Origin of the sequence: Nonomuraea rhizosphaerae, assembly GCF_019396405.1 — a bacterium.
GTDB classification, from domain to species: Bacteria; Actinomycetota; Actinomycetes; order Streptosporangiales; family Streptosporangiaceae; genus Nonomuraea; species Nonomuraea rhizosphaerae.
Genome location: NZ_JAHKRL010000105.1, coordinates 15570 through 27826, shown reverse-complemented (window position 1 = coordinate 27826; position 12257 = coordinate 15570). Strand labels below are relative to the sequence as shown.

General features: G+C 71.2%; 12 protein-coding genes. 5 read left to right on the top strand and 7 right to left on the bottom strand.

What is annotated here, in order from left to right:
• The 3 genes from KME77_RS05235 to KME77_RS05225 all read right to left on the bottom strand — a co-directional run.
• A partial coding sequence (locus KME77_RS05235; RefSeq protein ID WP_219462510.1) for an LLM class flavin-dependent oxidoreductase occupies window positions 1-672 on the bottom strand: 672 nt, incomplete at its 3' end.
• A 66-nt stretch (window positions 673-738) separates the two neighbouring features.
• Entirely contained in the window at window positions 739-1410 is a 672-nt protein-coding gene (gene rnhB / locus KME77_RS05230; RefSeq protein WP_219462509.1) for a ribonuclease HII, read from the bottom strand.
• Between the two features lie 44 nt (window positions 1411-1454).
• Window positions 1455-2390, bottom strand: coding sequence for a LysR family transcriptional regulator (locus tag KME77_RS05225; protein WP_219462507.1), 936 nt, complete (start codon window positions 2388-2390; stop codon window positions 1455-1457).
• 79 nt (window positions 2391-2469) lie between these two features.
• Here KME77_RS05225 and KME77_RS05220 point away from each other — a divergent pair, with 79 nt between their 5' ends.
• The 3 genes from KME77_RS05220 to KME77_RS05210 all read left to right on the top strand — a co-directional run bounded on the left by KME77_RS05220 (window position 2470) and on the right by KME77_RS05210 (window position 7766).
• Entirely contained in the window at window positions 2470-3756 is a 1287-nt protein-coding gene (locus tag KME77_RS05220; RefSeq protein ID WP_219462505.1) for a pyridoxal phosphate-dependent aminotransferase, read from the top strand.
• A gap of 140 nt (window positions 3757-3896) precedes the next feature.
• Window positions 3897-4541, top strand: coding sequence for a GNAT family N-acetyltransferase (locus KME77_RS05215; RefSeq protein WP_219462504.1), 645 nt, complete (start codon window positions 3897-3899; stop codon window positions 4539-4541).
• A 240-nt stretch (window positions 4542-4781) separates the two neighbouring features.
• Entirely contained in the window at window positions 4782-7766 is a 2985-nt protein-coding gene (locus KME77_RS05210) for an AfsR/SARP family transcriptional regulator (protein ID WP_219462502.1), read from the top strand.
• A 280-nt stretch (window positions 7767-8046) separates the two neighbouring features.
• Here KME77_RS05210 and KME77_RS05205 read toward each other — a convergent pair whose 3' ends face one another.
• Window positions 8047-9453: a DUF7059 domain-containing protein gene (locus KME77_RS05205; protein WP_219462500.1), complete on the bottom strand. Its 1407-nt coding sequence runs from the start codon at window positions 9451-9453 to the stop codon at window positions 8047-8049.
• Window positions 9454-9596: 143 nt separating this feature from the next.
• Between KME77_RS05205 and KME77_RS05200 the strand changes: the two genes are divergently transcribed.
• Complete coding sequence (locus KME77_RS05200) at window positions 9597-9899, top strand: hypothetical protein (protein ID WP_219462498.1); 303 nt, start codon at window positions 9597-9599, stop codon at window positions 9897-9899.
• A gap of 45 nt (window positions 9900-9944) precedes the next feature.
• Here the strand turns inward: KME77_RS05200 and KME77_RS05195 are convergent, their stop codons facing one another.
• Both KME77_RS05195 and KME77_RS05190 read right to left on the bottom strand, forming a co-directional pair.
• On the bottom strand, window positions 9945-10535 hold the full coding sequence (locus KME77_RS05195; RefSeq protein ID WP_219462495.1) for a TetR/AcrR family transcriptional regulator: 591 nt from the start codon (window positions 10533-10535) through the stop codon (window positions 9945-9947).
• The gene (locus tag KME77_RS05190; protein WP_219462494.1) at window positions 10532-11044 is read right to left on the bottom strand and encodes a GNAT family N-acetyltransferase; all 513 of its coding nucleotides are present in this window, start codon (window positions 11042-11044) and stop codon (window positions 10532-10534) included. The genes KME77_RS05195 and KME77_RS05190 overlap by 4 nt, the downstream gene beginning before the upstream one ends.
• A 60-nt stretch (window positions 11045-11104) precedes the next feature.
• Here KME77_RS05190 and KME77_RS05185 point away from each other — a divergent pair, with 60 nt between their 5' ends.
• Window positions 11105-11572, top strand: coding sequence for a winged helix-turn-helix transcriptional regulator (locus KME77_RS05185; RefSeq protein ID WP_219462491.1), 468 nt, complete (start codon window positions 11105-11107; stop codon window positions 11570-11572).
• Between the two features lie 13 nt (window positions 11573-11585).
• Here KME77_RS05185 and KME77_RS05180 read toward each other — a convergent pair whose 3' ends face one another.
• Window positions 11586-12230 (bottom strand): VC0807 family protein, encoded by a 645-nt coding sequence (locus KME77_RS05180; RefSeq protein WP_219462489.1) that lies wholly within the window; start codon window positions 12228-12230, stop codon window positions 11586-11588.
• Window positions 12231-12257: the final 27 nt, after the last annotated feature.

Here is a 12257-nt window from a genome sequence, read left to right as displayed (position 1 = left end):
CTGTCGGGTGGTGTCGGCGACATGCGCGACGGCGGCCGCCACATGCGCATGGGGATTTCCGTACGCGGCGACCATCGCCTTTTTCTCCTGGTCGTCGATATGCATGCCGAGCAGCATCGGCAGGCCGCGCCGGGCGGCCAGGGAAACCGTTCCGGCCGAGGTGCAGGCCACCACCGGCCGCATTGTCGCCGGCGGGACGAGAGGCACTTCACGGAAATCGAAGAACTCGCCGGACGCCGACACCGTTCCCCCGGAAAGCGCCCGCAGCAGCACGTCGAGCGACTCCTCGAAACCCCGCTCGAAGCGCTCCAGCCCGGTGCCGAAAACCTCCAGGTCCACCCATGGCCCGCCCCTGCCCACCCCCAGCGTGAACCGGCCGCCCGACAGGTGGTGCAACATGGCCGCCTGCTCGGCCAGCGCCACCGGATGCTGCGTGGACAGCACGCTCACGGCCGTCCCCAACCCGATGCGATCGGTCCGTCCGGCGGCCACCGCCGCCAACGTGACCGCCGACGGACAAACCCCATATGTCATGAAATGGTGTTCGGCGATCCACGCGTCGGCGAACCCGGCCCGCTCCGCCGCCACGATCAACTCGACCGCATTTTTCAGCAAATTTCCGGATTGCTGGCCGGGGATTCCGGCCACAACAAGAAAAACCCCGATCCGCATCCCACCGATGATGCCGGAAGGACGAGTCCGGGAACCACCCGCACGGACGGCGCCGGGCGCCGGGAACTAGCCGAACAAGCTCGCCTGCCCCTCACCCACCAGCGGATCGCGGTGCCGCTTGAGATGGCGCCACCGCGGCAGGTCATCCAGGTACGACCACGACATCCGGTGGTGCTCCGTCGGCCCGAGCCGGGCCAGCGCCTCCTGGTGGACCGGCGACGGATATCCGGCGTTCTCCGCGAAGCCGTACTCCGCGCACCCGATCGTCGCCATGTACGCGTCGCGCCGCACCTTGGCCAGCACCGAGGCCGCGGCCACCGAGATGCTCGCCGAGTCGCCCCTGACCTCCAGCCGCACCGGCCACGGAGCGCCGATGTAGTCGTGGCTCCCGTCCAGGATCAGCGCGTCCGGCCGTACGGGCAGCGCGTCCAGCGCGCGGCGGGCGGCCCGGCGCAGGGCCTCGGTCATGCCGACCGCGTCGATCTCCGTGTGCGTCGCCTCGCCGAACCCGATGCCGGCCGCCCAGGGCTCCAGCGCCTCGGCCAGCGCGACCCTGCGCGGGGGCGACACCTGCTTGGAGTCCGTCAGCCCCGGGGGCGGGCCGGACAGGTCGGTGATTACCGCGCAGACCGTCACGGGGCCCGCCCACGCGCCCCGGCCCACCTCGTCCAGCCCGGCGACCGTGGTGGTGCTCGGCTGCGCGAGCAGCAGCCGCTCGATGTCGTACGAAGGCGCCATGGACACCAGACGTTAGCGCGGCGGCGGGCCGTACCGGACGCGAATCAGCGCTCGGCGGGCCGCACGGGGTCCAGGTCGGCCGCGATGTAGCGGGCGGCGACGTGGATGGCCCGCAACGTCACCGACACCGACGGCCGGTGGACACTGGAGCTCCGGGCCACGGCCAGCACCCGCCGCCCGCCGGGATTGTCCGGGAACTGGCGCACGGCGATCCCCCGCACCCCCGCCGCCAGCGCGAGCGCGGGCACGGCGGCGATGCCGATCCCCTTGGCGACCAGCGACAGGATCGTCCCCAGCCCCTCGAACTCCCACGGCGCCGGCTTGGTGCCGCCCACGTCCATGAACATCCGGTCCACCGCCAGCCGCGACGGCTCGCCGTCCGGCGTGGCCATCCACGCCTCGTCGCGCAGCTGCTGCAGGTCCATCGGCACGCTCGGGTCGGCCAGCTTGTGCCTGCGCGGCACCACCAGCACCAGCGGGTCGATGAGCAGCGGGAAGACGCGCAGGCTCTCGCTGTCGCCGACCCGCCCGTACCAGTCGTCCACGAGCGCGATGTCCACCTCGCCCGCCTGGACCTCCCGCATGCCGCGCCCCGACCTGCTCTGCCCGAGGCGCAGCGTCAGCTCGGTGTGGCGGCGCAGCACCCGGGCGAGCGCCGGCGCGAACGCGACCGCCGCCGTCGGGAACGCGGTGATGACGACCCGCCCGGACGGCGTCCCGGCATGGGCGGAAAGGTCGGACTCGGCCTCCTCGACCATGGCCAGGATGCGCTCGCCGTGGATCACCAGGCGGCGGCCCGCGTCGGTCAGCTCGGCGCTGCGCGCGGTCCTGTCGATAAGGGCTGTCCCGGTCTCGCGTTCCAGCGCAGCGAGCTGCTGGGAGACGGCTGAGGGGCTGTACCCCAGAGATTCGGCGGTCGCGGCGATGCTACCCCTACGCGCGAACTCGCAGATCAACGTCAAACGCCGCAGTTCTAGCATCAGACTTCCTTATGCCTACCCACAAGAAGCCTCGCTTGTGGTGATGCCTGTATACACCCACCCTGGGAACGTGACAGCCATGACCGTGACATTGTCCGCCACCCTGGCGGCCAACGAGGACATCGAACGAAGACGACGCGCCGGGGAACGGGTTCTCAACCTGGCCTTCGGAGAGGCCGGACTCCCCGTCCACCCGGCGCTGCGCGACAAGCTGGTCGCCGCATCCGAGCGCAACGGCTACGGGCCGGTCGCGGGAGCGGCCGGGCTGCGGAGCGCCGCGGCGGGTTACTGGACACGACGAGGGCTCACCACCGACCCCGAGATGGTCGTCTGCGGGCCGGGCAGCAAGTCCCTGCTGTACGGCGTGCTCCTGGCGATCGGCGGGGACATCGTCCTGCCCATGCCCAGCTGGGTCAGCTACGCCGCGCAGGCGGACCTGGTCGGCGCCGAGCCGATCCTGGTGCCGCCGCCGGTGGGACAGGGCGGCGTGCCCGATCCCGATCTGGTGGCCGCGGCCGTGCGACACGCGCGCGCCCACGGCAGAACCGTCAGGTCGGTGCTCGTGACGCTGCCGGACAACCCGACCGGGCTCCTCGCGCCGCCCCAGACGATCAGTCGCCTGGTGGAGGTCGCCCGGGAGCTCGACCTGTACATCATCTCCGACGAGATCTACCGCGACCTGCTGCACGACCCGGACCTCGCCTTCACCTCGCCCGCCGACCTGGCCCCCGAGCGCACGGTCGTCACGACCGGCCTCAGCAAGAGCCTGGCGCTGGGCGGCTGGCGGATCGGCGTGGCCAGGCTGCCGGACGACGCGCACGACCTGCGCGCCCGGCTGCTGGCCGTGGCGAGCGAGATCTGGTCCTCACCGGCCGCCCCGATCCAGGAAGCGGCCGCGTACGCCTTCACCGACCCTCCCGAGCTGGTCGAGCGCATCGTGCGGAGCCGGAGGCTGCACGGCGTGCTCGCGCACGCGGTGAGGGAGAGGTTCGTGGCGGCCGGCGCCTCGGTGCCGATGCCCCAGGGCGGGTTCTACCTGTATCCGGACCTGAGCCATCTGCGGCTCGGCGGCTCGGCCGAGGTCACCCGTGTGCTCCTGGAGGACCACGGCCTGGGTGTGCTGCCCGGCCACGCGTTCGGCGACGACCCCGACGCGGCGCGGGTGCGGGTGGCCGTGAGCCTGCTCTACGGCGACTCCACCGAGGAGCGGCTGACCGCGCTGACCAGCCGGGACCCGCTCACGCTGCCGTGGATCGCGGCCAGTCTCGACCACCTGTCGCTGGGCCTGACCGAGCTGTCCATGACCCGGCTGACCGCCGTGGGTGAACAGCGTGCGGCGCTCGTGCCGACACCGTGTCACAACTAGGCGAAACTTCGCTGCGGGCCGGTACGGTGACCCCAGAATCGGCCCTCTGACCTGCGAGAACAACCGGGCTGCAGGAAGCTGCAAAACATGAGCGATCCCACCCGGTTACAGCGGTGGCAGGTTGCCCCCATCATGTGCACATGCCCGCTCTTGTCACCTTGTCCGGGCGCCTCGTGCGCCTGGAACCTCTCAGCCTCGCGGTGACCGACGAACTGGTCGCCGCAGCGAGTGAAGACCGCTCCACGTATGCCTTCACCCGTGTCCCGAACGGTCGGGACGAGATGGTCTCCTACGTGGAGGCCGCGCTGGCTGAGCAGGCGGAGGGCCGTTCGCTGCCCTTCGCCGTCCGGTGGCTGAACACCGACCGCGTCGTCGGTGCCACCCGTCTCATGCACCTGGAGTACTGGCAGGGCCCCATGCCCTGGCCTCCGGGCACGCGGAGCGCGGTCGGCGAGGTCCCGTCCGTGGCCGACATCGGCTACACCTGGCTGGGAGCCTCGGCCCAGGGCTCGGGCGCGAACCGGGAGAGCAAGTACCTGATGCTCTCGCACGCCTTCGAGACCTGGGACGTCCACCGCATCACTCTGAAGTCAGATGTTCGCAACAAGAGGTCCATGGCCGCCATTGAGGCCTTGGGCGCGCATTTCGACGGGATACGCCGGGCGGAATGCAGGGGCGCGGATGACACGGTCCGAGATACGGCCTACTACTCGATCCTGAACGCCGAATGGCCCGCGATCCGAGAACGGCTGGCCCGGCGACTGGGCCTGGCCGAGGCAGCGTAACCCCACGTCCATTGAGGCCCCGCCATGCGGCGGGGCCCGTTTCATATCTCGACAGAGTCATGGTCGCCCCCGCGTTTTGGGACCATGTCACCGATGCCTTCAGCATCCGCCGGACCACTCAACACCCGATTAACGACCGATCAACGCCTCGGTGAACGAATTCCGCTATGCCTATCTGTCCGGCAAGGATGCAACTATCATTTGGTAACAAATCTTTCCATTGCCTTGGAGACATGCGGCATGGCTGGTCAGGGAGCTGAAGGCGAGCTGCGGTTCGCCGTGCTCGGTCCCGTGCGCGCGTGGCGCGATGGCCAGGAGCTCGATCTGGGCACCCCGTTGCAGCGCTCCATCCTCGCCATGCTGCTGCTGCGCGAGGGCCGCGCGGTGACGCCCACCGAGATGATCGACGCAGTCTGGGGCGAGGAGGCGCCGCCGAGGGCGCTGGGCGCGCTGCGCACGTACGTCTCCCGCCTGCGCACGGTCCTGGAGCCGGGCAGGGCCGCACGCTCCCGGCCCGACCTGCTCACCTCCGTCGGCCGGGGGTACGCGCTGCGGCTGCCGGAGGACTCGCTCGACCTGACCAGGTTCGAGCGCGATGTGCATGTGGCCGAGGCGGCGCGCAGGTCCGGCAAGCCTCGTGAGGCGGCGCAGGCGTTGCGGGAGGCGCTGGCGCTGTTCGAGGGCGAACCGCTGGCCGGGGCGGTCGGCCCGTACGCCGAGCACCAGCGCGACCGGCTGGTCGAGCGGCAGATCAGCATGGTCGAGACGCTCATGGACGTCGACCTGGAGCTGGGTGAGCACGCCTCGGTGGTCTCGGAGCTGATCGCGCTGACCGCCGAGCACCCGCTGCGCGAGAAGCTGCGCGCCCAGCTGATGCTGGCCTTCTACCGGTGCGGACGCCAGGGCGACGCGCTGAACGTCTTCACCGAGACGCGCGAGGCGCTGATCGAGGAGCTGGGCATCGAGCCGGGGCCGGAGCTGAGCGCGCTGCACCAGCGCATCCTGGCCGCCGACCCCACCCTCGCCGTCGCGCAGCCGGCCAGGACGCCGGCCGAGGAGCCGGAGGAGGAGGTCGAGGCGCCGCCGCTGGAGCTGCCCAAGCCGGCGCAGTTGCCGGCCGCGGTGAGTGACTTCACCGGCCGCAAGGAGATCGCCGGGCGGCTGCGCACGCTGCTGTCGTCGGCGCAGTCCTCGGCCGAGGGGGTGCCGGTGGCGGCGATCTGCGGGATCGGCGGGGTGGGCAAGACCACGCTGGCGGTGCACGTGGCGCACGCGGCCGACGACCTGTTCCCCGACGGCCAGCTCTATGCCGACCTGCGCGGTTACACCGACGAGGCGACCGGCCCCGAATCGGCGCTGGGCGCGTTCCTGCGCGCGCTGGGCATCCCGTCGGACGTGATCCCGGAACGGCTGGCCGAGCGCTCGGCGCTGTTCCGCTCGCTGCTGTCGGACAAACGCATCCTGGTGCTGCTGGACAACGCCCGCGACGCGGCGCAGGTCATCCCGCTGCTGCCCGGCTCGCCCGGCTGCGCGGCGATCGTGACCAGCCGCCACAAGCTGGCCGACCTGCCCTCGGCGCGGTTGTTCGACCTGGACGTGATGGAGCCGGACGAGGCGCTGACGCTGTTCGCCTCGGTGGCCGGGGCCGAGCGGGTGGCGGCCGAGCGCGCGGCGGCCATGGACGTGGTGGCCACCTGCTGCTTCCTGCCGCTGGCGGTGCGGATCGTGGCCGCCCGGCTGGCCGCGCGGCCCTCCTGGACGGTCGCCTCGCTGGTGCCCCGGCTGGCCGACGAGCAGCGCCGCCTGGACGAGCTGCGGGTGGGCAACCTGGCGGTGGAGGCGACGTTCGCGCTGGGGTACGGGCAGCTCGACGCCACTCAGGCGCGGGCGTTCCGGCTGCTGGCGGTGCCCAACGGGGCCGACATCTCGCTCGGCGCGGCGGCGGCGGTGCTGTCGCTGAGCGTGTTCGAGACCGAGGACCTGCTGGAGTCGCTGGTGGACGCCAGCCTGCTGGAGGCGCCCGCCGCCGGCCGCTACCGCTTCCACGACCTGCTCAAGCTGTTCGCCCGCCGGGAGCTGGAAAAAAGCGAGCGGCCTGCCGCGCGGACGACGGCGCTGCGCCGGATGCTCGGCTTCTACCTGGCCTCCTCTCAGTCGGCGCACCGGCTGGCCTATGAGGGCAGCGCGATCTCGGCCAACCTCCAGGTGGTGGGCAGCGGGCTGTCGTTCACCAGCGTGGACGAGGCCGTGGCGTGGCTGGTGGCCGAGGGTGACGCGCTGTTCGCCGCGATCAACCAGGCAGCCGCCATCGCCCGCGCCGGCGAGCACCTGCTGCCGGCCGGCGACATGCTGGTGGCGATGGAGCCGCTGCTGGAGTCGGGCACCCACACCCGCGAGTTCGACCAGGCCACCCGCGCGGTGCTGGCCGGCGCGCTGCGCATCGGCGACACCGGCAGCGAGCTGCGCGCCCGCTACGTGCTGGGCCGGGTGCTGTTCGCCGGCAACCGGCTCAAGGAGGCCGAGGAGCAGTTCCGGCTCGTGCACGAGCACTCGACGGCGCGCGGCGAGAAGATCGTCACCGGCGAGGTGATGAACGCGCTCGGCGTCGTCGTCGGCCGCCAGCGCCGCCATCCCGAGGCGCTGGAGTGGTTCCAGTCGGCCATGGACTGGTACCGGGCCAACGGCGTGCCCGCCGGCGAAGGGCTGGTGCTGTCGTACTCGGCCCGCGACCACCTGGGCATGGGCCGACCCGAGGACGCGATCGCCGCGGCGGAGAAGGGCCTGGCCATCTTCACCGAGATCGGCAGCGGCGCCGGCACCGCTCGCGCCCGCTACCACCTGGGCATCGTGCTGAGCAGGGTCGGCCGGATCACCGAGGCCGTGCACCACCACGCCGAGTGCCTGGCCTTCTTCCGGGCCAGCAAGCAACGCGTGTGGGAGCAGCGGGTGTGCTCGCGCCTGGCCGAGACGTTCATCGCCGCCGAGCGCTACTCCGACGCCGTGCGCTACGCCGAGTCGGCGCTGATCGTCTCCAGGGACATCGGCCACCCGTACGGCGAGGCGCTCTCGCTCATGGTGCTCGGCGAGGCGCTCAAGGGCATGGGCAGCATCACCAGGAGCACCGACTGCCTACGCCAGGCCTTCGACATCTTCTCCATGCTCGGCGCCCCGGAGGCCGGGGATCTCAAGGCCCGGCTCGACGTCGCCGGGGTCGTCGAGTCCTGAGTACAGCTCGTCGTCCATTCGCGTCATCCACACATGGTTGATCAAAGCCGTCCCCTTGGGAGTAGCGGTGTCCCGGGTGCTCCCCCGCTGGAGAATTGCTAGCCCGGCCGGCCATCTGACCGTCACGCGTTGCTAGGGGGCCCGGTTATCCGGATGCTCCGCGCAACGGCTAGCCGCCTCACATCGACGGCCGGCCGGACCAGACACGAACCTCGAACCCCCCGGGCCCGTGTCTTGTTGAAGCATCCACCCAAGGGGTCAATGTCGAATCAACGGCGAATCAAAGCTGGAAGTAACCCTCGGCGATGAGCGGCCGGATGGCGTCGGTGTGCAGGATCTCGCCGTCGCCGACCAGCTCGGCGATGACGTTGAGCAGCGGGCCGAGCGCCAGCTCTCCGTCGCACACGCCGGCCAGCGCCGCCTCCACGGTGCCGACCTCCCTGCTGCGGCGCAGGCCCTGCGTCTGGCGCAGCACGATGCGCATGGGGTCCTCGGCGCCCGGCAGGCCGACCCGCTCGTCCAGCAGGCCCTCCACCGTGCGCAGGTGCGCGGAGTCGAGGAAGCGCACCCGGTGCGCGGCCGCGATGGCGTCGAGCACGCCGTCCACGTAGTCGCCGACGGGCAGGGCGACCTGGTGGGTGAGCTGCTCCACGCGGACCACCGGGTCGAGCGTGTCCGTCCTGCGCATGGTGATCCAGCCGAAGCCGATCCCGCGCACCTTCCGCTCGTCGAACCAGGACAGCCAGCGGTCGTAGTGCTCGGCGTAGCCCGGGGTGCCCTGCACGGCGGCGTCGCGCAGCCACAGCTCGACGTACTCGGCCGGGTCCTGGACGTCCCGCTGGACCACCCAGGCGTCGCAGCCGGTCTCGCCCAGCCAGCCGCCGACGCGGTCGCGCCAGTCCTCGTGCTCGACGTGCAGCCAGTTGGCCAGGAAGTGGGCCTGCCCGCCGGGGTTGAGATAGGCGGGCGTGCGGCGGACGAGCTCGCGGCAGAACGCGTCGCCGTCGGCGCCCGTCTCGCGGTAGGTCAGCTCACCGCCCGGCGAGATCACGAACGGCGGGTTGGAGATCACGAGGTCGAACAGCTCGCCCTCGACCGGGTCGAACGTCGAGCCCACCCGCGCGTCCACGTCGTGGACGCCCGACAGCCGCCAGCTCAGCCTGGCCAGCTCCACCGCGCGCGGGTTGACGTCGGTGGCCACGATGTCCTCGGCGCGCCGGTCGAGGTGCAGGACCTGCACGCCGCAGCCGGTGCCGAGGTCGAGCGCGCGGCGCACCTCGCGGCGGGTGACGAGCTGGGCCAGGTTGGCCGAGGCGCCGCCGGCGCCCACCACGTGGTCGGAGCGCAGGGACGGGTCGCCGGGACGCACCTTGCGGTCGGAGACGACGTAGCCGCCCGTCTCCCAGGGCTGCAGGTGAACGGTGGCGCATACCTGGTCGCCCTCGACGCGGACCAGCTCCGACTCCAGCACCTCGGGCGCCAGCCGGGCCGCGGGAACGGTCGCGCCGAGCCACCAGAGCCTGATCAGAGCGGCCATGGGGTCGTCCGCGGCGGTCTCCCGCAGAGCCGGGACCAGCTCCTCGCGGGCCAGGGCCGAGGCCGCCACGACGCCCAGCCGATCGCGGACGCCGTCGATGGTGTAACCGGTTTCCAGGAGGTGATCGCGCAGTCGTTCCACGGGGTCCATCCTTTCACCGCAGACTCCCGCGCATGATCTGATACCTACAGTAATCATATCGTGACCGAGTCACCCAACCATTCTGCAAGCGCCACACAAGTAACAGGCGGTATCACTAGGTGATTCACTGAGGGGCCCCGAAGGAGCGTTCCATGCAGATCCCTTGCCTGGCCTGTGAGTCGCGCTTCAGGCCCGACGACTTCTTCCGCGCCTGCACCGACTACAACCGCGGCCTCGACCTGGTGTCGTGGACGTGCCCGACCTGCGGCAACCGTGACGACCTGCGGGTGCTGCCGGGTGAGCTGGGGTTCGGCTATCCGTCCAAGGGGCGGTTCGACGTGCACGACCGGCTACGCGTGCCGGGGCTGCGCAGGCAGCGGGGAGACCTGCGGCTGGACATCTCGCTGGACGCGGGGAGCTGGCGCGTGCACACGCGCGTCAGGCAACTGGCCTGACGCGCCGTCTCCACTGCCGGGGCCGTTGTACCGTCCGGGCTGCCGCTACTGCTGGCGCAGGCTCTGCCAGGCGGCCTGGCCGAGGCCCTTGATCTCCTCGTCGGTCGGCGTGTGCGCGCCGGCGAACCACAGCCGGCACATCTCCTGCGCGGGGCCGAGCCACAGCACGTAGCACATGGTCGGGTGGACGGGCTGGAGCAGGCCGTTCTTCATGTGCGGCCGCCACCAGTCGGAGACCTGGCGGAAGAAGCCGCGCCTGGCCTCGGCCACCTCGGCGCCGCCCGGCTCGGTCTTGCGCGGCGGGCGCTCGCTGACCAGCAGCCTGGCCCGCTCGGGGTGCTCCCCCGCCCAGCGCATGTGGAAGGCGACCACGGCCTCGATGCCGTCGCGGGCCTCCTGGTGGCTGACCAGCTCGGCGACGAAGGCGGCCTGGTAGGCGGCCAGGATCTCGGCGTACAGGACGCCGAAGACGTGCTCCTTGCTGGCGAAGTGGTGGTAGAAGCTGCCGACGCTCACACCGCTCTCCTCGCGGAGGCTGGCCAGCGTGGTGGCCGACACCCCGTCCTGGCTGAACCGGCGCAGGGCACCCTCGATGATGCGGGTGCGCCCGTCACGTCCGTTCTTGACACTCTTCACACCGTCAATGGTGATGCACCAGAACGTTGTTCCGCAAATACCTGAGCCTGACGGATCATAGCGGTCACCTCGACGGCGCCGGAAGCGACCTTCATCTGAGCGTCCGGCCAGATCCTGCGGATCATGCGTAACACCCGCCTGTTCTCGCCGAGGACGTCCATGCCGACCGTCTGCGCGCCCCGCACGGACGCGCGGAACAGCAGCGTGTCGATCAGCTTCGGCCCGAGCCCGCGCCCCTGCCACTCGTCGGTGACCACGACGGCGATCTCGACGTCGGCCGCACCGCCCCGGTAGCTCATGGCGTGCCCGATGATCTCGCCGTCGAGGGTGGCGACCAGCGCGTCCCGCCGCTCGTCCACGGCGATGAGCGCGCTCACCAGGCTGGCGGCGGGCGCGCCGACGCCGGTGAAGAAGCGCAGTGTCTGCGTGTGGAGCGACAGCCCGGCCAAGAACCGCCGGATGCCGTCGTCGTCGTCCTGGCGGGCGGGACGGATCTGAGTTCCTCGCATGGACTCAGCTTCCTCCGTCATCCCTGGGTCTGTCAATTGAACTCAGGTATGATATGAGGCATGAACGTGAGCTTCCGGGTGAACAACTGCTCCATCGAGCGCACCCTGGACATCGTCGGGGAGAAGTGGACCTTCCTGGTGCTGCGTGAGGCGTTCACCGGCGTCCGCAGGTTCGCCGACATGCAGGCGATCACCGGCGCGCCCCGCCAGGTGCTCAGCGCGCGACTGGCCCGGCTGGTGGACGAGGGCCTGCTGCGCAAGGAGCCCTATCGCGAGCCCGGTCAGCGCCAGCGCGACGAGTACCGGCTGACCGAGAAGGGGCGCGACCTCTATCCGCTGCTGGTGGCGCTCATGCACTGGGGCGACAAGTACCTGGCCGGCGACGAGGGCGCGCCGGTACTGCTGACCCACCGCGACTGCGGGGCCCTCATCGAGCAGCGCTTCCGCTGCGCCGAGGGGCACGAGGTGTCGGGGCCGCGCGAGGTCACGCCGGTGCCCGGCGAGGGAGCCGGCCTCAAGAGCGCCTGACGCCGGAGGCCGCTCAGGAGGTTCGCAGGGCGCGCAGGGACAGCCGGAAGTCGACCAGCGTCAGCAGCGCCGCCGCCGACAGCAGCACCGCCACCGCCGAGGTCCGCACGATCAGGTACGTCTGGAGCGACTGGCTCAGCAGCAGCCACAGGCTCAGGCTGGCGTTGCCGAACTGGGCGCATCCCCACAGCAGCGACTGCCTGGTGTAGAAGCTCCGCATCACCGCGTGCTCGGTCACGTGCTCGGGCAGCGGCACCAGGTCCTCCGCCACCCGCCGGACGAGCGGCCTGCGCACCCGTACGGTGGCCAGGAAGCCCGCGCTGGCGCAGAAGACGCCCAGGGTCGGCTGCAGGAAGAAGATCACCGCACTGCCCGACAGCAGCGCCAGCACCGCCCTGACCGTGACCGTCCCGGCGGCCAGCAGCAACGCGCCCGGCACGGCCCTGCGCCTGGCCAGCCGCCAGGCCACTCCCGCGTACACCCAGGCCACGGCCAGGACGATCCCGCCGGTGACACCTGAGACGATCATGCCGACGTAGAAGACGGCGACGGGAAGGATCATGCCCTCGATCACGCGGGGCACGGCATGGCGCACCAGACGGCCGAACCGGGGCAGCTCGAACGCGGGCGCCTCGAACGACGCGGCAAGCACGGTCATATGGGTATGGAGGCGCTCTCTGAGGGG

Coding starts and splice junctions, on each gene's coding strand:
- rnhB (WP_219462509.1), bottom strand. CDS start 1,410: ATGGCGCCTTCGTACGACATCGAGCGGCTGCTGCTCGCGCAGCCGAGC.
- KME77_RS05225 (WP_219462507.1), bottom strand. CDS start 2,390: ATGCTAGAACTGCGGCGTTTGACGTTGATCTGCGAGTTCGCGCGTAGG.
- KME77_RS05220 (WP_219462505.1), top strand. CDS start 2,470: ATGACCGTGACATTGTCCGCCACCCTGGCGGCCAACGAGGACATCGAA.
- KME77_RS05215 (WP_219462504.1), top strand. CDS start 3,897: ATGCCCGCTCTTGTCACCTTGTCCGGGCGCCTCGTGCGCCTGGAACCT.
- KME77_RS05210 (WP_219462502.1), top strand. CDS start 4,782: ATGGCTGGTCAGGGAGCTGAAGGCGAGCTGCGGTTCGCCGTGCTCGGT.
- KME77_RS05205 (WP_219462500.1), bottom strand. CDS start 9,453: ATGGACCCCGTGGAACGACTGCGCGATCACCTCCTGGAAACCGGTTAC.
- KME77_RS05200 (WP_219462498.1), top strand. CDS start 9,597: ATGCAGATCCCTTGCCTGGCCTGTGAGTCGCGCTTCAGGCCCGACGAC.
- KME77_RS05190 (WP_219462494.1), bottom strand. CDS start 11,044: ATGCGAGGAACTCAGATCCGTCCCGCCCGCCAGGACGACGACGACGGC.
- KME77_RS05185 (WP_219462491.1), top strand. CDS start 11,105: ATGAACGTGAGCTTCCGGGTGAACAACTGCTCCATCGAGCGCACCCTG.
- KME77_RS05180 (WP_219462489.1), bottom strand. CDS start 12,230: ATGACCGTGCTTGCCGCGTCGTTCGAGGCGCCCGCGTTCGAGCTGCCC.